At 54.6% G+C, this 26491-nt stretch carries 23 protein-coding genes and 1 tRNA gene; 14 read left to right on the top strand and 10 right to left on the bottom strand.

Features of this window, described 5'->3' with window-relative positions:
* Positions 1–2: 2 nt before the first annotated feature.
* Positions 3–1673: an NAD-dependent DNA ligase LigB gene (gene ligB / locus ACOQH0_RS00475; protein ID WP_421511330.1), complete on the bottom strand. Its 1671-nt coding sequence runs from the start codon at positions 1671–1673 to the stop codon at positions 3–5.
* Positions 1674–1924: 251 nt separating this feature from the next.
* On the opposite strand from ligB, the gene gmk reads away from it, so the two are divergent.
* From gmk to recG, 5 genes are read left to right on the top strand one after another with little or no spacing between them, the layout of a single operon-like run.
* Complete coding sequence (gene gmk, locus ACOQH0_RS00470; RefSeq protein ID WP_010426438.1) at positions 1925–2548, top strand: guanylate kinase; 624 nt, start codon at positions 1925–1927, stop codon at positions 2546–2548.
* A 54-nt stretch (positions 2549–2602) separates the two neighbouring features.
* Positions 2603–2878: a DNA-directed RNA polymerase subunit omega gene (rpoZ, locus tag ACOQH0_RS00465; protein WP_000135058.1), complete on the top strand. Its 276-nt coding sequence runs from the start codon at positions 2603–2605 to the stop codon at positions 2876–2878.
* 19 nt (positions 2879–2897) lie between these two features.
* Entirely contained in the window at positions 2898–5012 is a 2115-nt protein-coding gene (gene spoT, locus ACOQH0_RS00460; RefSeq protein WP_023309883.1) for a bifunctional GTP diphosphokinase/guanosine-3',5'-bis pyrophosphate 3'-pyrophosphohydrolase, read from the top strand.
* Between the two features lie 4 nt (positions 5013–5016).
* Complete coding sequence (trmH, locus tag ACOQH0_RS00455) at positions 5017–5706, top strand: tRNA (guanosine(18)-2'-O)-methyltransferase TrmH (RefSeq protein WP_421511329.1); 690 nt, start codon at positions 5017–5019, stop codon at positions 5704–5706.
* A gap of 3 nt (positions 5707–5709) precedes the next feature.
* Positions 5710–7791: an ATP-dependent DNA helicase RecG gene (gene recG / locus ACOQH0_RS00450; RefSeq protein ID WP_421511328.1), complete on the top strand. Its 2082-nt coding sequence runs from the start codon at positions 5710–5712 to the stop codon at positions 7789–7791.
* A 2-nt stretch (positions 7792–7793) separates the two neighbouring features.
* Here the strand turns inward: recG and gltS are convergent, their stop codons facing one another.
* Entirely contained in the window at positions 7794–8996 is a 1203-nt protein-coding gene (gene gltS, locus ACOQH0_RS00445; RefSeq protein WP_421511327.1) for a sodium/glutamate symporter, read from the bottom strand.
* A 225-nt stretch (positions 8997–9221) separates the two neighbouring features.
* Here gltS and ACOQH0_RS00440 point away from each other — a divergent pair, with 225 nt between their 5' ends.
* Together ACOQH0_RS00440 and ACOQH0_RS00435 are read left to right on the top strand one after the other, a co-directional pair.
* Positions 9222–10613: a nucleobase:cation symporter-2 family protein gene (locus ACOQH0_RS00440; RefSeq protein ID WP_042714436.1), complete on the top strand. Its 1392-nt coding sequence runs from the start codon at positions 9222–9224 to the stop codon at positions 10611–10613.
* Between the two features lie 119 nt (positions 10614–10732).
* The gene (locus ACOQH0_RS00435) at positions 10733–12421 is read left to right on the top strand and encodes an AsmA family protein (RefSeq protein WP_421511326.1); all 1689 of its coding nucleotides are present in this window, start codon (positions 10733–10735) and stop codon (positions 12419–12421) included.
* 157 nt (positions 12422–12578) lie between these two features.
* Here ACOQH0_RS00435 and yicI read toward each other — a convergent pair whose 3' ends face one another.
* Positions 12579–14897 carry an alpha-xylosidase gene (gene yicI, locus ACOQH0_RS00430; RefSeq protein ID WP_421511325.1) on the bottom strand — a complete coding sequence of 773 codons (2319 nt, stop codon included), beginning with the start codon at positions 14895–14897 and terminating at the stop codon, positions 12579–12581.
* Positions 14898–14909: 12 nt separating this feature from the next.
* A complete protein-coding gene (locus tag ACOQH0_RS00425) occupies positions 14910–16301 on the bottom strand; it encodes a glycoside-pentoside-hexuronide family transporter (RefSeq protein WP_421511324.1) in 1392 nt (463 codons plus the stop codon).
* A gap of 287 nt (positions 16302–16588) precedes the next feature.
* Here ACOQH0_RS00425 and ACOQH0_RS00420 point away from each other — a divergent pair.
* Both ACOQH0_RS00420 and ACOQH0_RS00415 read left to right on the top strand, forming a co-directional pair.
* A tRNA-Sec gene (locus tag ACOQH0_RS00420) sits at positions 16589–16683 on the top strand.
* A 113-nt stretch (positions 16684–16796) separates the two neighbouring features.
* Positions 16797–17888: a hypothetical protein gene (locus ACOQH0_RS00415; protein WP_421511323.1), complete on the top strand. Its 1092-nt coding sequence runs from the start codon at positions 16797–16799 to the stop codon at positions 17886–17888.
* A 59-nt stretch (positions 17889–17947) separates the two neighbouring features.
* Here ACOQH0_RS00415 and ACOQH0_RS00410 read toward each other — a convergent pair whose 3' ends face one another.
* Positions 17948–18112, bottom strand: a complete 165-nt coding sequence (locus tag ACOQH0_RS00410; RefSeq protein ID WP_421511322.1) for a YlcI/YnfO family protein — start codon at positions 18110–18112, stop codon at positions 17948–17950.
* Between the two features lie 128 nt (positions 18113–18240).
* Between ACOQH0_RS00410 and ACOQH0_RS00405 the strand changes: the two genes are divergently transcribed.
* Together ACOQH0_RS00405 and ACOQH0_RS00400 are read left to right on the top strand one after the other, a co-directional pair.
* Positions 18241–18582 (top strand): SymE family type I addiction module toxin, encoded by a 342-nt coding sequence (locus ACOQH0_RS00405; RefSeq protein ID WP_222665091.1) that lies wholly within the window; start codon positions 18241–18243, stop codon positions 18580–18582.
* 58 nt (positions 18583–18640) lie between these two features.
* A complete protein-coding gene (locus ACOQH0_RS00400; protein WP_421511321.1) occupies positions 18641–19669 on the top strand; it encodes a virulence RhuM family protein in 1029 nt (342 codons plus the stop codon).
* On the opposite strand, the gene ACOQH0_RS00395 is transcribed toward ACOQH0_RS00400, so the two are convergent.
* The 5 genes from ACOQH0_RS00395 to ACOQH0_RS00375 all read right to left on the bottom strand — a co-directional run bounded on the left by ACOQH0_RS00395 (position 19666) and on the right by ACOQH0_RS00375 (position 23706).
* Positions 19666–20106, bottom strand: a complete 441-nt coding sequence (locus ACOQH0_RS00395; RefSeq protein ID WP_421511320.1) for a GNAT family N-acetyltransferase — start codon at positions 20104–20106, stop codon at positions 19666–19668. The two genes, ACOQH0_RS00400 and ACOQH0_RS00395, sit on opposite strands and share 4 nt — an antisense overlap.
* A gap of 102 nt (positions 20107–20208) precedes the next feature.
* Positions 20209–21207, bottom strand: a complete 999-nt coding sequence (locus ACOQH0_RS00390) for a class I SAM-dependent methyltransferase (RefSeq protein ID WP_421511319.1) — start codon at positions 21205–21207, stop codon at positions 20209–20211.
* Between the two features lie 85 nt (positions 21208–21292).
* Complete coding sequence (locus ACOQH0_RS00385; RefSeq protein WP_421512391.1) at positions 21293–22174, bottom strand: GlxA family transcriptional regulator; 882 nt, start codon at positions 22172–22174, stop codon at positions 21293–21295.
* Positions 22175–22415: 241 nt separating this feature from the next.
* Positions 22416–22895 carry a hypothetical protein gene (locus tag ACOQH0_RS00380; RefSeq protein WP_421511318.1) on the bottom strand — a complete coding sequence of 160 codons (480 nt, stop codon included), beginning with the start codon at positions 22893–22895 and terminating at the stop codon, positions 22416–22418.
* Between the two features lies 1 nt (position 22896).
* Positions 22897–23706 carry a winged helix-turn-helix domain-containing protein gene (locus ACOQH0_RS00375; RefSeq protein WP_421511317.1) on the bottom strand — a complete coding sequence of 270 codons (810 nt, stop codon included), beginning with the start codon at positions 23704–23706 and terminating at the stop codon, positions 22897–22899.
* Positions 23707–24520: 814 nt separating this feature from the next.
* Here ACOQH0_RS00375 and ACOQH0_RS00370 point away from each other — a divergent pair.
* Genes ACOQH0_RS00370 through ACOQH0_RS00360 form a run of 3 tightly spaced genes read left to right on the top strand, consistent with a single transcriptional unit; the run spans position 24521 to position 26491 of the window.
* Complete coding sequence (locus ACOQH0_RS00370) at positions 24521–25123, top strand: DNA-binding response regulator (RefSeq protein WP_421511316.1); 603 nt, start codon at positions 24521–24523, stop codon at positions 25121–25123.
* 52 nt (positions 25124–25175) lie between these two features.
* Complete coding sequence (locus ACOQH0_RS00365) at positions 25176–25760, top strand: fimbrial protein (protein WP_421511315.1); 585 nt, start codon at positions 25176–25178, stop codon at positions 25758–25760.
* 53 nt (positions 25761–25813) lie between these two features.
* Positions 25814–26491 carry a molecular chaperone gene (locus tag ACOQH0_RS00360; RefSeq protein WP_421511314.1) on the top strand — a complete coding sequence of 226 codons (678 nt, stop codon included), beginning with the start codon at positions 25814–25816 and terminating at the stop codon, positions 26489–26491.

The raw sequence follows: 26491 nt of genomic DNA, 5'->3' as shown, positions 1-26491 counted from the left end.
TGTCAAAATCCGTTGATGTGCTGTTCAGCGAGCCACTTCGCCAGCACGTCAACCTGAGGCGCGTGCATCCAGTTCATGATTTGCCGCGCTTTCTCCTCTCCAGTTCCCGGCAAGGTTTGCCAGTCGGCAGAGCTTCGCTGGCTCATTGCCTGCCACGATCGCCCATCGATAGCGTTCAGTGTCGATTTGGATAGCGGAGCTCCCATCGCGCTAATCCAACGGATAAAAGGTTGTTCCCGCATCTGATTAAAACGATGCCAGAGCGCTAGCCCGCGCGCCGCAGAAAACCCCGACGTGGCCTGAAGCTGCGCCTGTGTTAACAACAGCCATGAAAAGATATGTTCGAAATGATGAGCCTGCCAGAGCGTGCGCCAGCCGGACTCCCCTAAACCTTCAATATCCAGCCCCTGTTTAGAGCTGAGCCATGTTAGCCGGGCAAAAAACTGCTCCATGCAGTCCGGCGAGGCATAAAAACAACTTAATGAATGGTACTGCGAGTCAGGAGGCTGCGGTTTTTGTCTGTCCGTCCCTCGCCATACCACCTTATCCAGGCGCGGAATACCCTGTCCGGCGAGACTGATCAGCACCTGATCGCCTTTGGCGAGATCCAGTCTCTGCCAACGCCCAACCGACCCCAGACTGACTCGTCGCACCTGTTTATCATCCAGTCGCACAGGCTCAAGCCCTGCAACGACGGACACCTTGCCCGTTCGTCCTACCGAAAACTGGATATTCTTTACCTCAGCAAGCTGCGAAACAGGAGAATATTTCCACGCGACGACCCAGTTTCCTTCACCAGGCAACCAGCTTTCGCCCGCAGGTTCATCCTCCGAACGCAACACAATGCCATCCGTGGCAAAGGGTAATCCGGTCTCGTGCCAGGCCGCGCGCTGTTTTTCGACGGCATCAACAGATTCGGCGGGAAGCGTATACCGCGCTGACAGCGAAAAACCGGCTTTAGACAGCTCAACCAACGAAGTCTTCATATCTTTCGGCCCATCCGGCCAGGCCCAGATGAATACGCCGATCTTGCTCAGGAGCGCGTTATCCTTTTGCCGCATCATTGCACCCGCCACTTTTGCGCGAGCGTTCATTCCGCCCATCTGGCTCTGAATGTGGTTGTCGCGTAACCAGAAAAGTTCGCCCTGCAATACGCTATTCGCCAGCGTTCCAGTGAGCTTTTGCGGCACAGACGGGATGAAACACACCTTCTCGGTCCAGTCTTCCCCTTTCAACCCATTTCCGCGACTGATAGCCTGGATTAACTTTCCGTCACGATAGACCAGCGTTACCGCCACACCGTCTACTTTAGGCTGCATCCAGAGGTTACGTCGGGAACGCATCCACTGTCTTAGTTCCTCTTTGCTGGTCACTTTATGCACGCCCGTATGGGCAACAGGATGTTTTACGCTCCCCGTCAGCGCGGGGAGTTTCTCTTCTGAAGGCTCGCTGCCAAAACACCGCTGCCACTGGGCTAATCGTGCGTTAAGCTGGTCGTACACGTCGTCATTAACATCGCTCACCCCCTGCTTCCAGTAGGCATCATCCCAGCGTTTGATCTGCGCGCTTAACGACACAATCTCTTTCTCTGCTTTTGCCTGCGACCACACCGGACACACCGCCGCGCCATAGCCACACCACAACACCAGTAATCCGCTTATCCATCGCCACATTGCTACTCCTCCTTTGCGTTGCAGGAGGTATAACCTGACGATCGAAACAACGCTAACGGCAACCTTTCGCTTTGCGAGGCGCTATCCAGGGTTTCTTTTTATTTCTGCAAACCGCAGGTAAAACCGGAAAACGACACGCAAAAATCAATAATCCAGGGGAAAAAGTGTGACAAAGGCTACGTCACGGTGCGCCGACGTGTATAATAAGCCCGTATGTAGGACTTCTTCGTTAACACATACAAAAGACTCTCATGGCTCAAGGCACGCTTTATATTGTTTCTGCCCCTAGTGGCGCGGGTAAATCCAGCCTTATTCAGGCACTGTTAAAAACCCAACCGTTGTACGACACACAGGTTTCTGTTTCTCACACCACGCGAGCGCCGCGTCCGGGTGAAGTGCACGGTGAACACTATTTCTTTGTAGATCACGACGAATTCAGAGCGATGATCGGCAGAGACGCGTTTCTTGAACATGCTGAAGTGTTCGGTAACTACTACGGCACCTCGCGTGAAACCATTGAGCAGGTTCTGGCAACCGGCGTAAACGTGTTCCTGGATATCGACTGGCAGGGCGCGCAGCAAATTCGCAAGAAAATGCCTGACTCGCGCAGTATCTTTATTTTACCGCCATCGAAAGATGAGCTGGATCGCCGCCTGCGTGGCCGCGGTCAGGACAGCGAAGAAGTCATCGCTAAGCGTATGGAACAGGCTGTTGCAGAAATGAGCCATTACGCGGAATATGATTACCTTATTGTGAATGATGATTTTGATGCCGCGCTGAGCGATCTCAAAACCATTCTTCGTGCAGAACGTCTGCGTATGAGCCGCCAGAAGCAGCGACATGACGCATTAATCACCAAACTGTTGGCAGACTGAACCCACTTTCAGTATCATGCCCAGTCATTTCTTCACCTGTGGAGCATTTTAAGTATGGCACGCGTAACTGTTCAGGACGCTGTAGAGAAAATTGGTAACCGTTTTGACCTGGTGCTGGTCGCCGCGCGTCGCGCTCGTCAGATGCAGGTAGGCGGTAAAGATCCGCTGGTACCGGAAGAAAACGATAAAACCACCGTTATTGCACTTCGCGAAATCGAAGAAGGTCTGATCAACAACCAGATCCTCGACGTGCGTGAGCGCCAGGAGCAGCAAGAGCAGGAAGCCGCAGAACTGCAGGCCGTAACCGCTATTGCTGAAGGTCGTCGTTAATTAAACCTGCGGGTCGCCCTTGTATCTGTTTGAAAGCCTGAATCAACTGATTCAAACCTACCTGCCTGAAGACCAAATTAAGCGTCTTCAGCAGGCGTATCTCGTTGCACGTGACGCTCACGAGGGCCAGACACGTTCAAGCGGTGAACCCTATATCACGCACCCGGTAGCGGTGGCCTGTATTCTGGCCGAGATGAAACTCGACTACGAAACGCTCATGGCCGCTCTGCTGCACGACGTGATCGAAGATACCCCTGCCACTTATCAGGACATGGAACAGCTGTTTGGCAAAAGCGTTGCCGAACTGGTGGAAGGGGTCTCTAAGCTTGATAAGCTGAATTTCCGCGACAAGAAAGAGGCGCAAGCCGAAAACTTCCGCAAGATGATTATGGCGATGGTGCAGGATATCCGCGTCATTCTCATCAAACTCGCTGACCGTACCCACAACATGCGCACGCTGGGCTCACTTCGCCCGGATAAACGTCGCCGCATTGCCCGTGAAACCCTTGAAATCTACAGCCCGCTGGCGCACCGTTTAGGTATTCATCACATTAAAACCGAGCTGGAAGAGCTGGGTTTTGAAGCGTTGTACCCGAACCGCTATCGCGTGATTAAAGAGGTGGTGAAAGCCGCACGCGGTAACCGTAAAGAGATGATTCAAAAAATCCTCTCTGAAATCGAAGGGCGCTTGCAGGAAGCGGGAATTCCGTGCCGCGTCAGCGGTCGCGAGAAACATTTGTACTCCATTTACTGCAAAATGGTGCTCAAAGAGCAGCGTTTTCACTCGATCATGGATATCTACGCCTTCCGCGTCATTGTCCATGACTCGGACACCTGCTATCGCGTGCTGGGGCAGATGCACAGCCTCTACAAACCGCGTCCGGGTCGCATGAAAGATTACATCGCCATTCCAAAAGCGAACGGCTATCAATCTTTGCACACCTCGATGATCGGGCCACACGGCGTGCCTGTTGAGGTGCAAATTCGCACCGAAGACATGGACCAGATGGCAGAGATGGGTGTTGCCGCTCACTGGGCGTATAAAGAGCACGGTGGCGAAAGCAGCACGACCGCACAAATCCGCGCCCAGCGCTGGATGCAGAGCCTGCTGGAGCTTCAGCAGAGTGCGGGTAGCTCGTTTGAATTTATTGAGAGCGTTAAATCCGATCTCTTCCCGGATGAGATTTACGTTTTCACCCCAGAAGGTCGCATTGTCGAACTGCCTGCGGGCGCAACGCCGGTCGACTTCGCTTACGCCGTGCATACCGACATCGGGCATGCCTGCGTCGGCGCGCGTGTCGACAGACAACCTTATCCGCTGTCTCAGCCGCTCTCCAGCGGTCAGACGGTAGAAATTATTACCGCGCCGGGCGCACGTCCGAACGCGGCCTGGCTGAACTTTGTCGTGAGCTCCAAAGCGCGCGCTAAAATTCGCCAGTTGCTGAAAAACCTCAAGCGTGATGATTCCGTCAGCCTGGGGCGTCGTCTGCTCAACCACGCGTTGGGCGGCAGCCGTAAGCTGGCTGAAATTCCACAGGAGAACGTCCAGCGTGAGCTGGAGCGCATGAAGCTCGCTTCGCTTGACGATCTGCTGGCAGAGATTGGCCTCGGCAACGCCATGAGCGTGGTGGTGGCGAAGAACCTGCAGCAAGGCGACACAACAGCGGTGCCTGCAACGACGCAAAGCCACGGACACCTGCCGATTAAAGGCGCGGACGGGGTGCTGATCACCTTCGCAAAATGTTGCCGCCCAATTCCTGGCGACCCGATTATTGCGCACGTCAGCCCGGGTAAAGGGCTGGTTATCCACCACGAGTCCTGTCGAAACATTCGCGGCTACCAGAAAGAAGCCGAGAAGTTTATGGCGGTCGAGTGGGATAAAGAGACCGCGCAGGAATTTATCACCGAAATTAAGGTGGATATGTTCAACCACCAGGGTGCCCTGGCGAACCTGACGGCAGCGATCAACACGGCCTCTTCCAATATTCAGAGCCTGAATACGGAAGAAAAAGATGGTCGCGTGTACAGCGCCTTTATTCGTCTGACCGCCCGCGACCGCGTGCATCTGGCGAATATTATGCGCAAGATCCGCGTCATGCCGGACGTGATTAAAGTCACCCGAAACCGAAACTAGGTTTATGAATTCACAACGTTATGCACGTATCTGCGAAATGCTCGCCAGGCGTCAGCCTGACCTGACGGTCTGCATGGAGCAGGTGCATAAACCTCATAACGTCTCTGCTATCGTTCGTACCGCAGATGCCGTCGGTGTGCATGAAGTGCACGCCGTCTGGCCGGACGGCCGTATGCGCAATACGGTCTCGGCGGCGGCAGGTAGCAATAGCTGGGTGTCTGTCAAAAATCATCAAACCATTGGCGAAGCCGTATCGCACCTGAAAGGGCGCGGGATGCAGATCCTTGCCACTAACCTGTCCGCTAAAGCCGTAGATTTCCGCGAGATCGACTACACCCGCCCGACCTGCATTTTGATGGGTCAGGAGAAAACGGGGATCTCCCAGGAAGCGCTGGATCTGGCGGATCGGGACATCATCATTCCGATGATCGGCATGGTGCAGTCTTTGAACGTCTCCGTGGCGTCTGCGCTCATTTTGTATGAAGCGCAGCGCCAGCGTCAGAACGCCGGGATGTACGAGCGCAGCAACAGCATGCTGCCGGAAGAGGAACAGCAGCGCCTGCTGTTTGAAGGTGGTTATCCGGTGCTGGCTCGCGTTGCGAAGCAGAAAAAATTGCCTTACCCCCACGTCAACGCGCAGGGCGAAATTGAAGCCGATGCCGAGTGGTGGGCCACCATGCAGTACGCCGGGTAAGCGATGAAAGGCCGCCTGCTGGATGCCATCCCGCTAAACAGCCTGACGGGCGCGGGCGCGGCGCAAAGCAATAAGCTGGCAAAAATTGGCCTGCATACCGTGCAGGATCTCCTGCTTCACCTCCCCCTGCGTTACGAAGACCGCACTCAGCTTTATAAGATTGGCGATCTTCTTCCCGCCATTTACGCCACCGTTGAAGGCGAAGTCCTGAACTGCAACATCACCTTCGGCGGACGCCGGATGATGACCTGCCAGATAAGCGACGGCACCGGCATTCTCACCATGCGTTTTTTCAACTTCAACGCGGCGATGAAAAACAGCCTGGCGACAGGCCGCAGGGTGCTGGCCTATGGCGAGGCCAAACGCGGGAAGTACGGCGCAGAGATGATCCACCCGGAGTACCGCGTACAGGGCGATCTCAGCACGCCGGAGCTGCAGGAGACGCTCACCCCGGTTTACCCGACGACGGAAGGCATCAAGCAGGCGACGCTGCGTAAACTCACCGATCAGGCGCTGGAGCTGCTGGATACCTGCGCTATCACCGAGCTGCTGCCGCCCGAGCTGGCGCAGGGCATGATGAGCCTGCCCGAGGCGCTGCGCACCCTGCACCGCCCGCCGCCAACGCTACAGCTCAGCGATTTAGAAAGCGGCAAACACCCCGCCCAACGGCGTCTTATCCTTGAGGAATTACTGGCACATAACCTGAGCATGCTGGCACTTCGCGCTGGCGCACAGCGTTTCCATGCCCAGGCCTTAAGCCAGAATGATGAACTCAAAGATAAGCTGCTGGCCTCGCTGCCGTTTAAACCCACCGGCGCGCAGGCGCGCGTCACCGCCGAGATTGAACGCGATATGGCGCTCGACGTGCCGATGATGCGCCTGGTGCAGGGCGACGTGGGTTCCGGCAAAACGCTGGTTGCCGCCCTGGCGGCCCTGCGCGCGATTGCCCACGGCAAACAGGTGGCGCTGATGGCGCCGACCGAGCTGCTGGCTGAACAGCACGCCAACAATTTCCGCGCCTGGTTCGCGCCGCTGGGAATTGAAGTGGGCTGGCTTGCCGGGAAGCAAAAAGGCAAAGCGCGCCTTGCGCAACAGGATGCCATTGCCAGCGGGCAGGTGCAGATGATTGTCGGCACGCACGCCATCTTCCAGGAGCAGGTGAAGTTTAACGGTCTTGCGCTGGTGATTATCGACGAGCAGCACCGCTTCGGCGTGCATCAGCGTCTGGCACTGTGGGAGAAAGGCCTGCAGCAGGGCTTCCACCCGCATCAGCTGATCATGACCGCTACGCCGATTCCGCGCACCCTGGCGATGACCGCCTACGCCGATCTGGATACCTCCACCATCGACGAACTGCCGCCGGGCCGTACCCCGGTCACAACGGTCGCCATTCCTGACACGCGCCGCAGCGATATCATCGACCGCGTGCGCAACGCCTGCACCCACGAAGGCCGTCAGGCCTACTGGGTCTGTACGCTGATTGAAGAGTCTGAACTGCTGGAGGCGCAAGCTGCCGAAGCAACGTGGGAAGAGCTTAAGCTGGCGCTGCCGGAGCTGAACGTCGGTCTGGTGCACGGACGCATGAAGCCCGCCGAAAAACAGGCGGTGATGCAGTCGTTCAAACAAGGTGATTTGCATCTGCTGATCGCCACCACGGTGATCGAAGTCGGCGTGGACGTCCCGAATTCCAGCCTGATGATCATCGAAAACCCGGAGCGTCTGGGCCTTGCCCAGCTCCACCAGCTGCGCGGGCGCGTTGGTCGTGGCGCGGTGGCTTCCCACTGCGTACTGCTCTACAAAGCCCCGCTCTCAAAAACCGCCCAGATGCGGTTGCAGGTGCTGCGCGACAGCAACGACGGTTTTGTGATTGCGCAAAAAGACCTGGAGATCCGCGGCCCGGGCGAACTGCTGGGCGCGCGTCAGACGGGGAACGCGGAATTCAAAGTCGCAGATTTGCTGCGCGATCAGGCGATGATCCCCGAAGTTCAGCGCCTCGCCCGCCATATTCATGAACGCTACCCCGAACAGGCGGCAGCGTTAATTGAGCGCTGGATGCCGGAAACTGAACGCTACTCCAACGCCTGATTTCAGGCAAACATCGGCAGCATCAGGTACAGCTTAATCACCAGCGCGTTGACGATATCAATGAAGAATGCACCAACCATCGGGACCACCAGAAACGCCAAGTGCGATGGCCCGAACCGTTCGGTGATCGCCTGCATGTTGGCGATAGCCGTTGGGGTAGCCCCCAGACCAAACCCGCAGTGACCCGCCGCCAGCACCGCCGCATCGTAGTTTTTGCCCATCATGCGCCAGGTCACGAACATGGCGTACAGCGCCATAAACAGCGCCTGCACCGCCAGTATCGCCACCATCGGCAGCGCCAGCGAGGCCAGCTCCCACAGTTTGAGGCTCATCAGCGCCATCGCCAGGAACAGCGACAGGCAGACGTTGCCGAGCACCGATACCGCCCGTTCAAACACGCGGTAGAAGCCCATCAGCGCCAGACCGTTGCTCAGGATCACCCCGATAAACAGCACGCAAACAAACGTCGGCAGTTCAAACGCAGAGCCCGCCAGCCATTGCGCAACCACTTTGCCCACGGTCAGGCAGATGGCGATCATCGCGATGGTTTCAATCAGCACCAGCGAGGTAATGCTGCGCCCGACGTCCGGTTTTTCGAACGCGGTCGGCACCAGCTCATCGTCAGGTCTGCCGTTCGGCGTGGTGGAGTGTTTAACCAGATAACGCGCCACCGGGCCGCCAATCAGGCCACCCAGCACCAGACCAAAGGTCGCACAGGCCATCGCCACCTCCGTCGCGTTTTCAAACCCGTAGCGCTCGATGAACAGCTTGCTCCACGCGGCTCCGGTACCGTGACCGCCAGAAAGGGTAATCGACCCCGCCAGCAGCCCCATCAGCGGATCCAGCCCCAGCAGCGTCGCCATCCCGATGCCAATGGCGTTTTGCATCAGCAGCAGCCCCACCACCACAATCAGAAATACGCCGAGCACTTTACCGCCCGCACGCAGGCTCGCCAGGTTGGCGTTCAGGCCGATGGTGGCAAAGAAGGCCAGCATCAGCGGGTCTTTCAGGGACATATCAAAATCGATTTCCCAGCCCATGCTTTTTTTCAGTATCAGCAGGGCCAGCGCCACCAGCAGGCCACCGGCGACAGGTTCAGGAATGGTGTATTTCTTCAGAAGGGAAACGCTATGTACCAGCTTACGGCCAAGCAGTAGGACCAGCGTTGCGGCAACAAGTGTCGACAACGTATCGAGATGAATCATAGAAGGCTCCTGTTTTGCGCGTGTTCCATACACACGCGGCGTTATCCTGGGCCGGTTTGCGCTCTTCATGAGCTCCCGGCGCAAAAAGTGTAATTTTTTTTCCCGATGGGGAGTAGAAAACCTGCGCGCAGCGGCAGAATTTCTTCCCTTTTTTTGCTGGCAATCGTTTGCTTTTACCAGGTGGTCAGATAAAATGCCCGCTTTTCCACCGTGGGATTGCCGCCGATGTCCGTTAACACCATAGAGTCGCCTGATGCGCAACCGATTGCGCAGAAGCAAAATAGCGAACTGATTTACCGCCTTGAAGACCGCCCGCCGCTGCCGCAGACGCTTTTCGCCGCCTGCCAGCATCTTCTGGCGATGTTTGTTGCGGTGATCACCCCGGCGCTGCTGATCTGCCAGGCGCTCGGTTTGCCAGCTCAGGACACGCAGCACATTATCAGCATGTCTCTTTTTGCCTCCGGCGTCGCCTCTATTATTCAAATTAAAGCCTGGGGTCCGGTAGGGTCGGGATTATTGTCGATTCAGGGCACCAGCTTTAACTTCGTGGCACCGCTAATCATGGGCGGTACGGCGCTGAAAACCGGTGGGGCGGATGTTCCAACCATGATGGCGGCGCTGTTCGGCACGCTGATGCTGGCCAGCTGCACGGAGATGGTGATCTCCCGCGTTCTGCACCTGGCGCGCCGCGTCATCACCCCGCTGGTTTCCGGCGTGGTCGTCATGATTATCGGCCTGTCGCTGATTCAGGTGGGCCTGACGTCCATCGGTGGCGGCTATGCGGCAATGAGCGACCACACCTTCGGCGCGCCGAAAAACCTGCTGCTGGCAGGCGTGGTGTTAGCAATCATCATTCTGCTTAACCGTCAGCGTAACCCTTACCTGCGCGTGGCCTCGCTGGTTATCGCGATGGCGGCCGGTTACCTGATGGCCTGGGCGCTGGATATGCTGCCGCAAAATACCGCACCGACGAATGCCGCGCTGATCACTATCCCAACGCCACTCTACTACGGACTGGGCATTGACTGGGGCCTGCTGCTGCCGCTGATGCTGGTCTTTATGATCACCTCTCTGGAGACCATCGGCGACATCACCGCTACCTCGGACGTCTCTGAGCAGCCGGTGTCCGGTCCGCTGTACATGAAGCGTCTGAAAGGCGGCGTGCTGGCGAACGGCCTGAACTCGTTTGTCTCTGCCGTATTCAACACCTTCCCGAACTCCTGCTTTGGTCAGAACAACGGCGTGATCCAGCTGACCGGCGTGGCCAGCCGCTACGTCGGGTTTGTGGTGGCGCTGATGCTGATCGTCCTCGGCCTGTTCCCGGCGGTAAGCGGCTTTGTGCAGCACATCCCAGAGCCGGTGCTGGGCGGCGCGACGCTGGTGATGTTCGGCACTATCGCGGCCTCCGGCGTGCGTATCGTCTCCCGCGAGCCGCTGAACCGCCGCGCGATCATGATTATCGCCCTGTCGCTGGCGGTCGGTCTGGGCGTTTCTCAGCAGCCTCTGATCCTGCAGTTTGCGCCTGACTGGGTGAAAAACCTGCTCTCTTCCGGCATTGCCGCAGGCGGTATCACCGCTATCGTTCTGAACCTCGTTTTCCCGCCTGAGAAAAATTGATTTCTCTCACGGCAGGCTGTCAAGGCCTGCCGTGACATCTCTTTACACCATTCCCGCCTTGAGCATTGCGCATAAATCGTGCATAACTCCTTTATGTGCGTTTTGCGGGATGGAAGACCATGAAATTTATTGGAAAGCTGATCATCTATCTTCTGTTAGCTCTGCTTTTGGTGGTGCTGGCATTCTATATTTTGCTCCAGACCCGCTGGGGCGCGTCACAGGTCAGCAATTGGGTTACGGTAAATACCGATTACGAACTCAACTTTGACCTGATGGATCACCGCTTTTCATCCCCTTCTCACCTCATTCTGGAAAATGTCACCTTTGGTCGTGACGGCAAACCCGCCACCCTGGTGGCCAAAAAAGTCGATATCGGTTTAAGCAGCCGTCAGGTAACCGATCCGCTGCATATGGACACCATTACCCTGTTCGATGGCACCCTGAACCTCTCTCCGCAAACTGCGCCGCTGCCTTTCCAGGCGGACCGTTTGCAGCTAAACAACATGGCCTTTAACAGCCCGAATACCGAATGGGACCTGAGCGCGCAGAAAGTCACAGGCGGCGTCAGTCCGTGGCAGCCAGAGGCGGGAAACGTGCTGGGCAAAAATGCGCAGATCCAGATGAGCGCAGGCTCGCTCACCCTGAACGGCGTCCCGGCCAGCAACGTCCTGATTCAGGGACAGCTCAACGGTAAGGAGGTGGTGCTGAGCACCATTGGCGCGGATATGGCGCGCGGCTCGCTCACCGGCTCCGCCCTGCGTAACGCTGACGGCAGCTGGATTATCGACAGCATGCGTCTGAATGAGATCCGCCTGCAAAGCGATAAATCGCTGATGGATTTCTTTGCTCCCATCACCACGCTCCCTTCCCTGCAGATTGGTCGGCTGGAAGTGACCGACGCGCGCCTGCAGGGGCCGGACTGGGCGGTGACGGACCTTGATTTGAGCTTGCGTAACCTGACTCTCAGCAAAGGCGACTGGCAGAGCCAGGAAGGGCGTTTGTCTATGAACGCGAGCGAGTTTATCTACGGCTCGCTACATCTGTTCGACCCGATCCTGAACGCTGAATTCTCCCCGCAAGGTATCGCGCTGCGCCAGTTCACCTCTCGCTGGGAAGGCGGGATGGTACGCACCTCCGGCAACTGGCTGCGCGACGGCAAAGCGCTGGTGCTGGATGATGCCGCCATCGCCGGGCTGGAATACACCCTGCCTGAAAACTGGAAAACGCTGTGGATGGATCCACTGCCGGAATGGCTGAACAGCGTGACGCTAAAAAAATTCGGCCTGAGCCGCAATCTGGTGATCGACATCGATCCTGCTTTCCCATGGCAAATCACCTCTCTGGACGGCTATGGTGCAAATCTGCAGCTGGCGAAAGACCGCCAGTGGGGCGTCTGGGGCGGCAGCGCAACATTGAACGGTGCGGCCGCGACCTTTAATCGCGTGGACGTACGCCGTCCGTCGCTCGCGCTGAATGCGAACGCTGCCACGGTGAACATTACCGACCTGAGCGCGTTTACCGAGAAAGGTATTCTGGAAGCCACAGCAACGGTTTCACAGCTTCCGCAGCGGCAGACCACGGTGAGCCTGAACGGGCGCGGCGTGCCGCTCAACGTGCTGCAGCAGTGGGGCTGGCCTGCTTTGCCGATCACGGGCGACGGCAATATTCAGCTCACCGCCAGCGGCAGCGTGCAGGCGAATGCCCCCTTGAAGCCAACGGTGAACGGCAAGCTGAACGCAGTGAATATGGATAAACAGCAGGTGCAGCAGGCGATGACGGGCGGTGTGGTTTCAACACCGGTGCAATAAACAAGCCGGGTGGCGCAAGGTAAATGCAAAACGGCAACCCTGTTGCCGTTTTTGATGTTTGTTCCCTCTCCCTGTGGGAGAGGGTCAGGGTGAGGGCATCAGACCGCATAATTATCGTAGGCCCGGTAAGCGAAGCGCCACCGGGCATTTTTGCGGTTCAGAAGTGAACCACCACCTCATCCCCCTCCGCTTTCACCACCACACCCCACTCACTGCCCGCGCGTGTACCACCTTTCACGCCGCTCACCTTCTGCACGTTGCGCAAGCACACCGACCAGTTTTTCGCGTGTCCCACGCCGGTAAAGGTCACGATGTCGCCCTGACGTGACGCCTTCAGCGTAAACGCCACGGAGCCGTCCGCCACAGGCACTTCACTCACCGCCGTTGCGCCGTCGTCCAGGTTAAACAGCTGGAAGGCCGTCCCCTCGTTCCACGCGTAGTCCGGCTTCTGGTTATTGTTACCCAGCGCCAGCAGCGTGTTATCGCGCACGTAGACCGGCAGGCTCATGAAATCGTGCTGCTGCTTATGCCAGCGGCTGCCCTGAATTTCGTCGTTGTGCCACAGGTGCGTCCATCGGCCTTCCGGCAGGTAGAACTGCACGTCGCCCACCTCGGAGAACACCGGCGCAACCATCACCGCATCCCCCAGCATATACTGGCGGTCAAGGTAATCACACGCCGGATCGTCCGGGAACTCTAGCATCATCGCCCGCAGCATCGGCGTGCCGAACTCGCGGGCCAGCGCCGCCTGACGATACAGATACGGCATCAACTGACATTTCAGCTGCGTAAAGTGGCGAACCACGTCGCAGGACTCGTCATCGTACGCCCACGGCACCCGGTAGGATTTACTACCGTGAAGGCGGCTGTGGCTGGAGAACAGCCCGAACGCGCACCAGCGCTTGTAGACGTGCGCCGGTGCGGTGTTTTCGAACCCACCGATATCGTGGCTCCAGAACCCGAAGCCGGACAGGCCAATCGACAGCCCCCCGCGCAGGCTTTCGGCCATCGATTCGTAGTTGGCGTAGCAGTCGCCGCCCCAGTGTACCGGGAACTGCTGCGCCCCGACGGAGGCAGAACGGGCAAACAGCACCGCCTCTTCTTCTCCCACCGTCTCTTTCAGCACGTTCCACACCAGCTCGTTATAGAGGTAGGCGTAGTGGTTGTGCATCTTCTGCGGATCGGACCCGTCGCACCACTGCACGTCCGTCGGGATACGCTCGCCGAAGTCGGTCTTGAAGCAGTCGACGCCGATGTCCACCAGGCCTTTCAGCTTGTCGGCATACCACTGGCACGCTTCCGGGTTGGTGAAGTCGTAAATCGCCAGCCCCGGCTGCCATTTGTCCCACTGCCACACGCTGCCGTCCGGGCGCTTGAGCAGGTAGCCCTTCTCTTTCAGTTCCCGGAATACCGGTGACTTCTGGCCGATGTACGGGTTGATCCACACGCAGACCTTCAGCCCTTTCTCTTTCAGACGGCGGATCATCCCTTCCGGGTCCGGGAAGGTCGCCGGGTCCCACTCGAAGTCGCACCACTGGAAGGCCTTCATCCAGAAGCAGTCGAAGTGGAAGACGTGCAGCGGCAGGTCGCGCTCGGCCATGCCGTCGATAAAGCTGTTTACCGTGGCTTCGTCGTAGTTGGTGGTGAACGAGGTGGTCAGCCACAGGCCGAACGACCACGCAGGCGGCAGCGCCGGACGCCCGGTAAACTGCGTATAGCGGTTCAGCACCTCTTTCGGCGTCGGGCCGTCGATCACGAAGTACTCCAGGTACTCGCCTTCGACGCTGAACTGCACTTTGGAGACTTTCTCCGAGCCAATTTCGAAGGAGACGTTTTCCGGATGATTGACCAGCACGCCGTAGCCGCGGTTAGTCAGATAAAACGGGATATTTTTGTAGGACTGTTCGGTGCTGGTACCGCCGTCGCAGTTCCAGGTATCGACCCGCTGACCGTTGCGCACCAGCGCGGTAAAGCGCTCGCCCAGACCGTAGACCGTCTCCCCCACGCCCAGATCCAGCCGTTCGAACAGGTAATTGCGGTCGGTAGTGGCATCCTGCACGTAGCCGTTGTTTTTCAGCTGGCTGCCGGTGATGCGCTGCCCGTCGCGCAGGAAATCCAGCGCCCAGTACTCGCCTCTGGTGACGCGTACGCTGACGTTGCCGCTTTTCAGCTCAGCAAACTCCGCGTTGTTTTCAATCTCAACCTTCGCATCTTTCAATACGTTGAGCGGGTAGTGCGGGCCGTTATTCAACGCGCCCTGGAAGTGTTCGATGCGCACCCCGACAATCCCCTCCTGCGGGGCAAACAGGCGAACCGTGAACATCAACGTGTCGAGCTGCCAGGCGCGTTCCCGCACGTCGCGCGGCGCCACGTAGACCACCAGGTCGTTGCCCTGCTGCTCCACGTCGAACACCTGCACCGGATACGTCACGTTCAGGCCCGGTTGAATAAGCCAGTTTCCATCACTGATTTTCATACTCTCGTCCTCTTAGTTCTGTAATTCTTTACTGACCGGCAGGTTTTCAAACTCCTGCTGATTGCGGCGCGCGCTCTGCGCGAGCTCGCCCATGATTTTGGTCAGGAAAGGGGTTTTCAGCGTGTAGTAGCGTTTGGCGATGATGGCGCTCAGCACGTAGCAGACCGCCGGGGCCAGGGTAAACAGGCCGATAATGATGCTGATGGTCGCGCTGTTCTGGGTCTTGGCTGCCGCGTCGTAGCCGCCGCCGGCCAGCATCCAGCCGATCATCGCCCCGCCCAGGGCCAGGCCGAGCTTCAGCACGAACAGCGTGCCCGCAAAGCTGATGCCGGTCAGGCGCTTGCCGTTGGTCCATTCGCCGTAGTCGACGGTATCGGACATCATCACCCACTGAATCGGCGTCACCAGCTGGTGCAGCACGCCGATGACGAAGATAAAGGCGAACATCAGCACGGTGGCATGCATCGGGACGAAGAACATCGCCACGCTGACCACCGCCAGCGCGGCGTTGGTCCACCAGAAGATGCTGACCTTGCATTTCCAGTCGGTGAGGGGTTTCGCCAGCGCGGAGCCGATCAGGTTGCCGACGCAGTAGGTGGTGAGGAAGGCGACGAACACCTCCGGCGAGCCCATGATCCAGGTGCAGTAGTACATCATCGCGCCGCCGCGCACGCAGACGGCGAGGATGTTGAGGATGGTGAGCACGCCGACGATGCGCCACTGGTCGTTGTGCCAGATGTCGCGCAGGTCTTCCCGCATGGACGTGGTGCTCGGCGGCACCTGGATGCGCTCTTTGGTGGTAAAGAAGCAGAACGCCAGCATCAGGAACGCGACCACCGACAGCACGGCGATGCCGCCCTGGAAGCCGAACGCCTTATCGTCGCCGCCAATGAGGTTCACCAGCGGCATCATCAGCACCGTGGAGAGCATGCCGCCTGCGGTCGCCAGCACAAAGCGCCAGGACTGAAGGGAGATACGCTGCGTCGGGTCGTTGGTGATCACGCCGCCCAGCGCGCAGTACGGGATATTGACCACGGTATAGAGCAGGGTCAGTAGGGTGTAGGTAACGGCAGCGTAAACCATTTTACCGTTGAGGCTGAGGTCCGGCGTGGTATAGGCCAGCACGCAGACGATGCCGAACGGGATGGCACCAAATAAAATCCACGGACGGAACTTGCCCCAGCGGCTGCGGGTGCGGTCGGCAATCAGCCCCATGCACGGGTCGGAGATCGCATCCAGCGCGCGCGCCAGCAGGAACATGGTGCCGACAAACCCGGCGGGAATGCCGAAAATATCGGTGTAAAAAAACATCATGTACAACATGACGTTATCAAAAATGATGTGGCTGGCGGCATCTCCCATGCCGTAGCCAATCTTCTCTTTTACTGACAATACTTCGCTCATCTTTTTTATCCTTCACGCTGTAGGGTGCGCTGAGACCGGTTACAGAGTTTTAAACCATTGTTTCAGGAGCGGGTATTGCGTTTTCTGGTTAGCAGATTACGTTTCTTGTTTTTTGTGATCGCGGTAAATGTTGAGAGCACGAAGGGCTAACATAAGGATTTTCTTAGGAATTAACTGAAACAGGGGTGTACAGGTCAAAAGAGAGGTGAAAAAAGTGGTGTGGGGTATGTGGTAAATGTCTGAAAGTAGCTATAATGCGCCCCGCCTCCATGTAGCAATCGAGGCGCGGAAGATCGTCATCTCCGGTGAGGTGGCTGGACTTCAAATCCAGTTGGGGACGCCAGCGTTCCCGGGCAGGTTCGACTCCTGTGATCTTCCGCCAAAATTCATCAAATCTTTTTTTAATTTTTGTAATAAACCCCTATTATCTCTCTTGAAATAACATCATTAGCTTTACTTAAATTCTTTCTGTATTAAACACAGCTTAGGAATAAGATGGATACTATCATTCACACCCTAGACGCTAGGGGAAATATAATGCTAGAAGTTATGCGTGATTACTTCAAGTTATCACCAAAACAAATGCATGCTGAAATTATCAATCAAAAAAAAGTACTTGAGCACTATCTTTTAAAAAAAGGAATAGATTATAACCATCTTAAAAATGCCTTAACACCAGTTAAAAAGAAAAAAGAAATAGCTTTATTCTTTGACACTTTACAAATTGAAAGTGATTGGTATGGTTACGAATCCTTTAATAAACTTATACCTCTTTTAAAAAAAGAAAGCAGCCACAGCATATTAGCGGGTGATTATATAGGATCAAATTTCACACAGACAATTTTACAAAAATCCCTCCTTAAAAAATTAACAATCAGACATAATACAGAATATAAGCACAGCTCTCAATATTACATTATATATATAAATAATTTATCTGATGAAATGTTCAACCAATTAGATGCTGAACTGATAAATTATACCCCATACATTGGGTTCGCTGATATGTCGTATAATTCTACTTTAAAAACAATTTTATCTACAATGCTAGTAAATTGCTGCATAAAGTATAAGAATAAGATAATACAAGGTCATGAACCAGATCGCGACAATTTAGAAAACATTAATACTTATGGATATCCATTTGAGAGTTATGGATTTAACTGCTTGAGTATAAGCTCAGATCTTTTTAACTTATTTTTATCGTATAAAATAGAGAGGCCAGTTATTGATGGCTTCAAGGATGATACTCATTTCGCTTTGAATACAATTCATTTAGACATTCATGAATTAGATTCTATGGAAATTCAAGTGGAAGATGCAAAACTCGGATATATTCAAAGCAATAAAGCAGGATCTTTAGAAGTCGCAGGATTAATTAACTTAACCGCACAAGAACTAGCAAATGAGATAAAAACAAGAATTAATTCAAGCTATATATATTCTATGTCATATAATGCAACCTATAATGTCGCAAAATTTAATATTATGTTAGAGTTTCACAATAATAATAAGATAGTTAAACTGCTTGCAGCAATGGAATACATGCCTCATGACAAAAAAATGAGATTAATAACATTTTTTTAGGGAATGTTTTTAGATGCATTTTATTTCGAGCATTATTCTATGCTACGTGAGTAGATAAATCAATGCTCATTCTTTAATCTCATTTTACAGGCCTCCTTCACCCACTTACTAAAATTCCCTTTTCCCGCAGCCTTTTCAATCTGTTCCAAAAGCTCATCCTCGAACCGGATGTTCTTCATAGTGCTTTTGGTACGGTCAAAATTTGGTTTCTTTTTCTCTTGCATGGTAGGTACCACTTCGGTTAGTTTATCTGCATGTGGTACCTACCACACGGATTCAGTATTTTAACAACGCCCCGCAGTGTTGGAGCACTAAAGGGCGTCTAACCTCACCAACTATCAAGGAGTTGATTATGGCTGATTCGCATTCTACCCCAGACACAGACCAATCCGGAACCGAGCGTTCGTTAATTGTGGGATACCGCCCGAATGTTTTCGACAAATCCACGCCGAAAATCATCCTTTCCGGCAAATGGCTGCGCGCGGCGGGTTTTGATACCGGACAGCAGGTCACGATAAAAGTCATGAAAGGATGCATCGTTTTGGTGGCGTATAACGAGCAGGAGCAGCGTTTGCAGGATGATTATAAACGGACGAAGGCAAAGCTCGTTGAGATAGAGGACGCACTTGCGGCGATCCAAACTCAGCATCGTGGAAAGCGCCTCGCAAAATCAAATACAAACCACCTGGCTTAACGGCTGTTTCTGGCATACTACGAGCTTACAGGTATCAACCTTATGACGCGGAGGCAGCATGACATATGAAGAATTAATTAATTCACCAGCCGGTGAATTCGTCATGTTTGCCAGCAAAGATGGAAAAGTTCGCATTGAATGCCGCTTCGAAAGCGATATGTTGTGGCTCTCACAGGCCACGATCTGTGAGTTATACGGCAAAGCCAAAGCCACGATCAGCAGGCATATCAAGAACATTTTTGATGAAGGTGAGCTGGTCGAAAATTCAGTTGTTCGGTTTTACCGAACAACTGCCAGCGATGGTAAAGCATATAACGTCCAATATTTTAGCCTGCCCGTCATTCTCTCCATCGGCTATCGCGTCCGATCCACGCGAGGTACCCAGTTCCGCCAGTGGGCCACCCAAACGCTACAAGAATACCTGGTTAAAGGCTTCGTTATGGACGACGAGCGGCTGAAGAATCCGCCTGTCGGATCATCCGCCGTACCTGACTATTTCGATGAAATGCTGGAACGCATTCGCGATATACGGGCCAGCAAACGCCGGGTCTATCTCCGCGTGAAGGAGATTTTTGCGTTAGCCGCTGATTATCAGCCATCACTCAAAGAAACCACGCAATTCTTCCAGACCATCCAGAATAAACTGCATTATGCCTGCACGGGACACACCGCTGCGGAGTTGATTCACCAGCGCGCGGACGCCACTCAACCCCATATGGGGCTGACCAGCTATAAAGGCGAAGAAGTCCGTAAAAACGATGTCACCACAGCAAAAAATTATCTTTCTCAGGATGAGGTGAGCGAGCTTAATCGCGTCGTTAATATGTGGCTCGATTTTGCCGAAGATCAGGCCAAACGCCGCAAGCAGGTATTTTTACGAGACTGGCAAACCAAACTCGATCAGTTCCTGCAATTTAACGACCGGGACGTTTTAGAAGGGTCAGGCAAAATCAGCAAGAAAGCGGCCGATGAAAAGGCGTGCTCAGAATACATTGAGTATGAAAAGAAGCAGCGCCTGCTGAAAGAAGCCGAGGGTGAGAAAGATATCGTCTGCTTATTAAAATGGGATAAGCAGGCTAAGCGCTAATCCCGATTCAACCGCATATGCAACAGCGGAAACGGATTCCCCTGCCCGTCCAGTTCCGAGCGCCCGACCTGCTCAAACCCCATATGGCGATAAAACGCGACGCCCTGCGGGTTTTGCTCATTCACATCCACTTCGTTTACGCCAAACTCTGCGATGGCATATTTCAGCAGTAATTTCCCGACGCCCTTCCCGCGGCTCACATCGTCAACAAACAGCATTTCAATGCGGTTTTCATCCACGCCTAAAAAGCCGTGAATAACACCTGCGTCATCGCGGGCCATCACGACGGTGAGGTTTGGCAGATATGCGTTGAGCAATAGCGGGCGCAGCGCCGCAATATCGCTTTCCTGTAAAAAGTGATGGGTGGCGCGGACGGAGGATTCCCAGATCGCGACCAGACGTTCGAAGTGTGTGGGGAGTGCGGTTTCAATTTTCATGGGGGGATCATGATTGGAAAACCGAACTATTTCAAGCCACGCTTTGCGGTCTATTCCCCCCTCACCCTAACCCTCTCCCTCAGGGAGAGGGAACCGATTGTGCTAAACCCTCACCTCCATCACCGCATACACCCCGTCCTTCGGCACCACCACGGTGACGTTTTCCACCGGCACGCCCGCCGCAAGGTGGATATCCTGCAGCTGCTGTAACGACCTCGGGTAAATATCCTCCCAGCCGATCCCCCGCAGCACAAAGTCAATTTGCGGGCTGCTGGTGAGCATGTTCGACACAATCACCGCCCCGCCGGGCTTTACCAGCCGCAGCACGCGCTGGAGGAAAATCACCGCATCGGTATCGTTGAAGTATTCGAAAATTCCCAGCGCGTCGACCAGTTCGGCCTGATGCTCGCCCAGCTCCAGCAGTAAGTCCTCGTTACGCACCAGCGTATGGACCAGGTTGCGCCGGAGCAGGGTCAGCTGCTCGCCCACTACAATACCCTCCTGCGCCGCCATAGTTTCGGCCCAGCTGAGCGCCACGGGGTCTTTGTCCACCAGCGTGAGATATACCTGCTGGCCGTCGAGCTTTGCTTCGCGCAGCGCCTCCAGCACCGGGATGGCGGCCCCGCTCGCCAGGCTGACCCAGTTGTTCTCGCTTTCATTATGAATGTACTTATCCACCAGCGCGGCCAGCACCCGGGCGCGGGAGCGTACGCCTACCGCATCGTTAGCGTGGATAAACCACTGGCGGCTGTCGCTGTCCATTTTGGTTCCGTCGGGAAGGCGGTCTTCCAGCGGGTTTTGCACCACAAACAGCGCCAGCGCAGTGGGAACCAGCCGGGTTCGCCACGCGGTGAGCGCCGGACGGTTGCGAAAGGCTTGTTCGGAATAGCGGTTCTGCGGGACAAGCACCGCCTGGCCGCCCTCTTCCCATTCAACAAAAGGAGGGCGGAGCGCCGGATCGGCTTTCAGTCCCCGATCGATGGCATTTATCTCCCGGACGGTATCGCCTTTCATCGGCCACCGATCGCTGACGTCGGGAAAGGACGCACTGAAAATCGTCATATTTTCCGGTGCATCGCCGCGAAAAGGCTGCCAGTTCATGTCGTCTTCCCTCCGTTGGGCTTTTAACGGAAGTCTATCCAGGCGAGCCAGTAATACCCTACGAAGAAAGCACGAAATCGGGGCATTAGCTCTGCGACGTGCGCCATACCCCGGGCGTGCAGCCGTACTCGCTCTGGAAGTGGCGGATAAAGTGCGCGCAGTCGCTAAAGCCCATCCGCCGCGCAATGTCCGTGACGCTTTGCTGCGAGTTCTTCAGCAGCCAGCAGGCGTAGCGCAGCCTGGCGCTGCGGATGAATTCCCGCGCCGTTTTGCCAAACTCGGCGTGAAACAGGCGGTTAAGCTGACGCTCGCTGAGCGCCACTTCGCTGGCCAGCCCGGCGGTGCTGAGCGGGCGTGTCAGATACTGCTCAATCATCATGACCGCACGGCGCAGGCGTGAGTCCGGGATCAGGGCAATATTGGCAGGCCGGGGCGTGGCCGTCTCATGCGGCGTCAGGGAAAGGCGCTGGCAGGCGCTATGGGCGATCTCACTGCCGGCGTGGGCGCGAATAAGCTCTGTCGCAAGGGTAATGGTTGAGATCCCACCGGGGCAGGTCAGAACATCCCCCTCGTCAATAAAATCATAGCCTTGTTCGGCGTAAACCTGCGGGAACGCGTGGCGGAATCGCTCAAGGTGGAAAGGGTGAACCGATGCGCGTCGTTCGTTCAACAACCCCTCCTGCGCCAGCACAAAGCTGCCGGTGCCGATGCCAATCAGCGGGACCTTCATATGGTGGGCATGGGCGAGGTAGTCTCTGTCCCCCGGATAACCCTGCGAGAGGTACTCCAGCTCGCCGCCGATGATCGCAATATAGTTAAACGTCTCCGGCGGCGCGTGCGGGGCATCGGGCCTGATGCTCACCCCAGAGCTGCTGGTAACAGGGTTATCAGGCTGCTCGCTGAGTAAACTGATTTTGAATGCTTTTTTCTTCTGGGCTTTGGTTGCGTATCGCAACGCTTCCAGCAGGCCGGACAAGGCTAGCAGTGAATACCGGGGCCACAGCAGTAACCCAATATGCAGCTGCGTTTCCGACGCAGATATACCTCCACCGGAAGAGTCAAAGAGAGTTTTCATTTTCTTGCCAAATTTGAATAAGAACAACATTATTGCAACACGTGGCTGCTATTTATATTCCTAAGATAATCCTTAAGCTCTAAATCAAGCATAAATGAAAACGGTGGCTTTGATAACTTTTTACTAAATACGCTTATCCATTTTTTGAACTGCGGCATACATATGTCGGTAATGTTCCTAACGTGAAAATATAGTTATCATTTTGTTGTTCATTGATCCGAATATAAATACTTTTTCCGGGGTATACGAAGAACTGCGGCTCATATTTTTCAAGCCAGTTATCGGTAACATTATCGTCCGGGAATTTCATATGCCGTAAGGAAGTCAGTAAAAAGACATTATCCTTGCGCTCAACCTGAAAAAATATTTTCCGGTCAATATTTTTTGTCGGATCGCTATCAACGCTGCCATTCATACTGAGCGTCCCGCTGTTGCCGTCAAAGATGTAATTCAGCCACAGGGTGAGTTTCTCTTCGGGATGATGCTGTACCAGGTTCGCCTGACACGAAAAAGGCTGCACGTAATACCGGTGCCACAGGTAATAACCCGACAGCATTACCCCCACCAGCAGACATGCGGTGAACAGATACAGCAGCTGACGAAAACGAGCCATGCTAGCGCTCCTCAATAAAATAGTCAGAGATGCAGTGATTCGGCTCCTTCATCGATCTGTCACACCGAATCACGGACGCGCGCGGCAGCAGGGAGTACCAGCTGATGTACACCCACGGATAGCTCGTGCAGGCGTCCTTAAACGGCGTCACGTATGCCAGGGCTTTCGACCGCTCGTCCTGGGTCTGAATATCCTGAGCCAGGTAGACGTGACACGCCCCGACCAAAGCAGTAAACCGATAGTCATCGATAAAACGGTTTTCACGCGCGCTGCTGTGAGTTGCGATGCCTGCCCCAACCAGCACCAGCAGTGCGATCAGCATGCCCGGAAGCCACCGGGAGCGATGCCCGGACGCGCCGGTTACGACGGCTACCGGCTCCGCCGACAGCGGTGGCAGCACGGCAGGCGAGATCGTGTCGCATAGCTCAGGCGCATCTTCCTCGGGTAGCTCTGCGGGACGAGGATGGGGGTCTTTAATCACGATTTGCGTATCGCTCGCCAGCGTTAACCCGATGCGCGGAATGGTGACGATGGGGTCAACCTCAAAACCAATCTTTTTCAGCCCCTTTCGCAGAATAGAGATGTTTTGATAATAAGTATTGGGCGAGACCAGCATACCGCGGCGCTGCCAGACAATATCCAGAAACTCCTGTTGCGTGACAATAGTTCCGGCTCTTTCTATTAATAACAACAGACATCGGCCTGCCGGAGAATTTAAAACCACAACCCGATCGGGGCTGGCGATATCCCTCAGCGTGCTGGTCGCGGGATGAAACTCAACCATATTATTGATGATGTAATGCTTATGCATAGCGTTGGTGAGTGTTCTCCGTTCAATTGCGCCGTTTTTCACGACGGCCTGTCAGTACACCGGCGAATGTAGAATACGTTCGCCACGTAACATAAGGATTAATGTGGCTGATAAAGATTATGCTGTATATATCAGCCATTGGCGAAAAATCTTATTTTCCTCTCTTCTCTCTGTCGCTTCACTGAAGCGTGAGACGCATTAAACGCCGCTCCGGTGCGCTCTGGCTGGCTGAATATCCTCTCTCTTAACTTTTCGGAAGTAGTGAAGGAACACGGTTGCAGACAAGAAGTAACCCGCCACGCTTGACATTGACAAAAACAGACAAAAACAGACAAAAACCATAATTGAACAGCGTGGACATGGACGTCTGAAATATACAGAACGGTTAACGCTTAATTTTTCTTAACTTCCTTTAATATCAATAAATAATGCTATTTTTGCCGATATTCACCCTGCGGTATCATCAGTATAAATCGATGATAACACTCGGAAATTGTTATCCTCCGTCAGCACTTCAGCCCCCGCACTGACGCTAACAGACACTTCCCTTACACAACATTTAACAAAGACAAAGATTAATAAAAAAAAGCGGTTATGCTTATTTACAGACAATAAAGAGGAGAAACATCAACAGAGGAACCGATCGACAGCGGTATCAAAATCGACAATTAATACAAATTAAGATTAATTCAGATTACCTCTTTTATGGCCAGCGTATAGTAGGCCTACTCCATGCATAGCGTGATGACTTCGAGAATTTAGACCAACCTTAATCGTATCGGTTTGTCTTATTATTATAAATCGAGGGACTAACATGGCGAATAAGAACGAAACACAACAACATTTACGTATCGCGTTAATGGGTGGCGACCATTATGCACGAAAGGGCATCATCACATTATTACGGAGCATTACGCCGGAATCTCAGATTGAAATGACAGCCGGGAATTTCCAGCAGCTTGATAACGTATTATCGACTACGCCAATTGATATTCTCCTGTTATCAGGTTCTGACAAGTATCACACCGGATATGATTATCTTAATGGGTTGAAAAGAATCAAAGCGAAATATCCCGGCGTGATTGTTTGTATGTATTCCGCCCCTGCGCATTCATCGCAATGGATCAGAGGCGATATCGATGCCTATATCTCGCTGCATGAGTCGGTTTATTGCTGGCGGACGAAATTATTAAAAATGGTCGATAGCCGCTATCGCCCACAAAAGAAACCAACGGCGTTATCGCTAACGCCAGGAGAGTGGAGGGTCTTGAAGGAACTCAGGAACGGACTGGATATGAGTTACATCGCAGAAATAGAGAAGCTTTCATATCGCCGGGTAAGCGCTTTAAAAAACTCCGCGATACGAAAACTCGGGCTCAGGAATAAGACAGATTTGCTGGTCTTTTTAACCAGTTAGACCTGCCGCTTTCAGAGCAAATCTCATCAATAAAAACAAAGGAATTAAGAAAATGAAAGCACGCGTAAAACACAGCACATTTCTGGCATTAAGCATTGCCGCTCTGCTGCCTGCCGGTTCCGCCATGGCGGCAACCGCGAGCGGCGGCACGGTGAACTTCAGCGGCAAAGTCGTGACCTCCGCCTGCGCCATCAGCGCAGGCAGCGCCAACATTGACGTTGATATGGGCGAAGTGCGTACCGCGACGCTGGCGGCCGCAGGCAGTGAAGCCAGCACGGCAAAAGCGTTTGCCATCACCCTGGAAGATTGCGAAATCGCCGATACCTCGGCCTCAACGGAAGACAACCCGATTGCCGCAACAACCGTATCCGTCACCTTCACCGGTACGCCGGACTCCACCGATGCCAATAGCCTGGCCGCCGGAGCAAACGGCAGCACCACCTCCGCGCAGCATGTGGCGATTCGTCTTTATGACGAACAGGGCAACGTGGTGAATCTGGGTGAACCCGCAGCGGCCATCCCGCTGCGTAAGGGTGCCAACACCCTGAACTTCAGCGCGAAATATTACTCGCCGCAGGGCGGTGCCACCGCGGGTGATGCCAGCGCTGTCGCGACCTACACCGTTACCTATTCGTAATTTTCAGGCCCGGTCTGCTGGCCGGGCCTGACTCAGCTTTAAGGAGCTTCACTATGCGCGTAAACACATGGATTTGCCTGGCTGCCACAGTATGTTCAACCGCCGCGTACGCCGGCGGCGTGGGGTTAGGCGCAACGCGAATGGTCTACTCCAGCACCACCACCCAGTCCATGCTGCAGGTCAGGAACACACATCCCGATGCCACGTTCCTGATCCAGTCATGGGTGGAAAACGAGCATGGACAGAAAACCAACGATTTCGTGATTACACCACCGCTGTTCGTCATGAAACCCGCCAGCGAAAGCGCGGTGAAAATCATGTTTAACGGTAAGGCCCTGCCGGAAGATCGCGAAACGCTCTACTGGATGACGGTCAAAGCCATCCCGCAGCAGACCAAAAGCAGTTCCGGCAATTCGCTGCAGTTTGCGTCGGCAAACCGCATCAAGGTCTTTTACCGCCCGCAGAGCCTCGGACAAGGCGCAGGCGAGGCATGGAAAAGCCTTTCTGGCGCCTATCGCGCCGGGAAAGTCACGCTCACGAACCCAACGCCGTACTACCTCACCACTATCAACGTGAAAATTGATGGTATGCCGGTACAGCCGGTGATGGTACCGCCGAAATCCAGCCTGACGCTGGCCGAAACCTTCAGCCATGCAAGCAGCATGAGCTATCAGACCATTAACGATTACGGGGCATGGACCCCCGCCACGCGCGCGTCGTTATCCCAATAA

The organism is Enterobacter sp. JS8-1 (genome assembly GCF_049187015.1).
In the GTDB taxonomy this organism is placed as follows: Bacteria; Pseudomonadota; Gammaproteobacteria; order Enterobacterales; family Enterobacteriaceae; genus Enterobacter; species Enterobacter mori.
This window is presented reverse-complemented; position numbering and strand designations above follow the sequence as displayed.

Bases quoted from the DNA above. Each gene is read 5' to 3' on its own strand.
- ligB (WP_421511330.1), bottom strand. From the start codon at position 1,673: ATGTGGCGATGGATAAGCGGATTACTGGTGTTGTGGTGTGGCTATGGC.
- gmk (WP_010426438.1), top strand. From the start codon at position 1,925: ATGGCTCAAGGCACGCTTTATATTGTTTCTGCCCCTAGTGGCGCGGGT.
- rpoZ (WP_000135058.1), top strand. From the start codon at position 2,603: ATGGCACGCGTAACTGTTCAGGACGCTGTAGAGAAAATTGGTAACCGT.
- trmH (WP_421511329.1), top strand. From the start codon at position 5,017: ATGAATTCACAACGTTATGCACGTATCTGCGAAATGCTCGCCAGGCGT.
- recG (WP_421511328.1), top strand. From the start codon at position 5,710: ATGAAAGGCCGCCTGCTGGATGCCATCCCGCTAAACAGCCTGACGGGC.
- gltS (WP_421511327.1), bottom strand. From the start codon at position 8,996: ATGATTCATCTCGATACGTTGTCGACACTTGTTGCCGCAACGCTGGTC.
- ACOQH0_RS00440 (WP_042714436.1), top strand. From the start codon at position 9,222: ATGTCCGTTAACACCATAGAGTCGCCTGATGCGCAACCGATTGCGCAG.
- ACOQH0_RS00435 (WP_421511326.1), top strand. From the start codon at position 10,733: ATGAAATTTATTGGAAAGCTGATCATCTATCTTCTGTTAGCTCTGCTT.
- yicI (WP_421511325.1), bottom strand. From the start codon at position 14,897: ATGAAAATCAGTGATGGAAACTGGCTTATTCAACCGGGCCTGAACGTG.
- ACOQH0_RS00425 (WP_421511324.1), bottom strand. From the start codon at position 16,301: ATGAGCGAAGTATTGTCAGTAAAAGAGAAGATTGGCTACGGCATGGGA.
- ACOQH0_RS00415 (WP_421511323.1), top strand. From the start codon at position 16,797: ATGGATACTATCATTCACACCCTAGACGCTAGGGGAAATATAATGCTA.
- ACOQH0_RS00410 (WP_421511322.1), bottom strand. From the start codon at position 18,112: ATGCAAGAGAAAAAGAAACCAAATTTTGACCGTACCAAAAGCACTATG.
- ACOQH0_RS00405 (WP_222665091.1), top strand. From the start codon at position 18,241: ATGGCTGATTCGCATTCTACCCCAGACACAGACCAATCCGGAACCGAG.
- ACOQH0_RS00400 (WP_421511321.1), top strand. From the start codon at position 18,641: ATGACATATGAAGAATTAATTAATTCACCAGCCGGTGAATTCGTCATG.
- ACOQH0_RS00395 (WP_421511320.1), bottom strand. From the start codon at position 20,106: ATGAAAATTGAAACCGCACTCCCCACACACTTCGAACGTCTGGTCGCG.
- ACOQH0_RS00390 (WP_421511319.1), bottom strand. From the start codon at position 21,207: ATGAACTGGCAGCCTTTTCGCGGCGATGCACCGGAAAATATGACGATT.
- ACOQH0_RS00380 (WP_421511318.1), bottom strand. From the start codon at position 22,895: ATGGCTCGTTTTCGTCAGCTGCTGTATCTGTTCACCGCATGTCTGCTG.
- ACOQH0_RS00375 (WP_421511317.1), bottom strand. From the start codon at position 23,706: ATGCATAAGCATTACATCATCAATAATATGGTTGAGTTTCATCCCGCG.
- ACOQH0_RS00370 (WP_421511316.1), top strand. From the start codon at position 24,521: ATGGCGAATAAGAACGAAACACAACAACATTTACGTATCGCGTTAATG.
- ACOQH0_RS00365 (WP_421511315.1), top strand. From the start codon at position 25,176: ATGAAAGCACGCGTAAAACACAGCACATTTCTGGCATTAAGCATTGCC.
- ACOQH0_RS00360 (WP_421511314.1), top strand. From the start codon at position 25,814: ATGCGCGTAAACACATGGATTTGCCTGGCTGCCACAGTATGTTCAACC.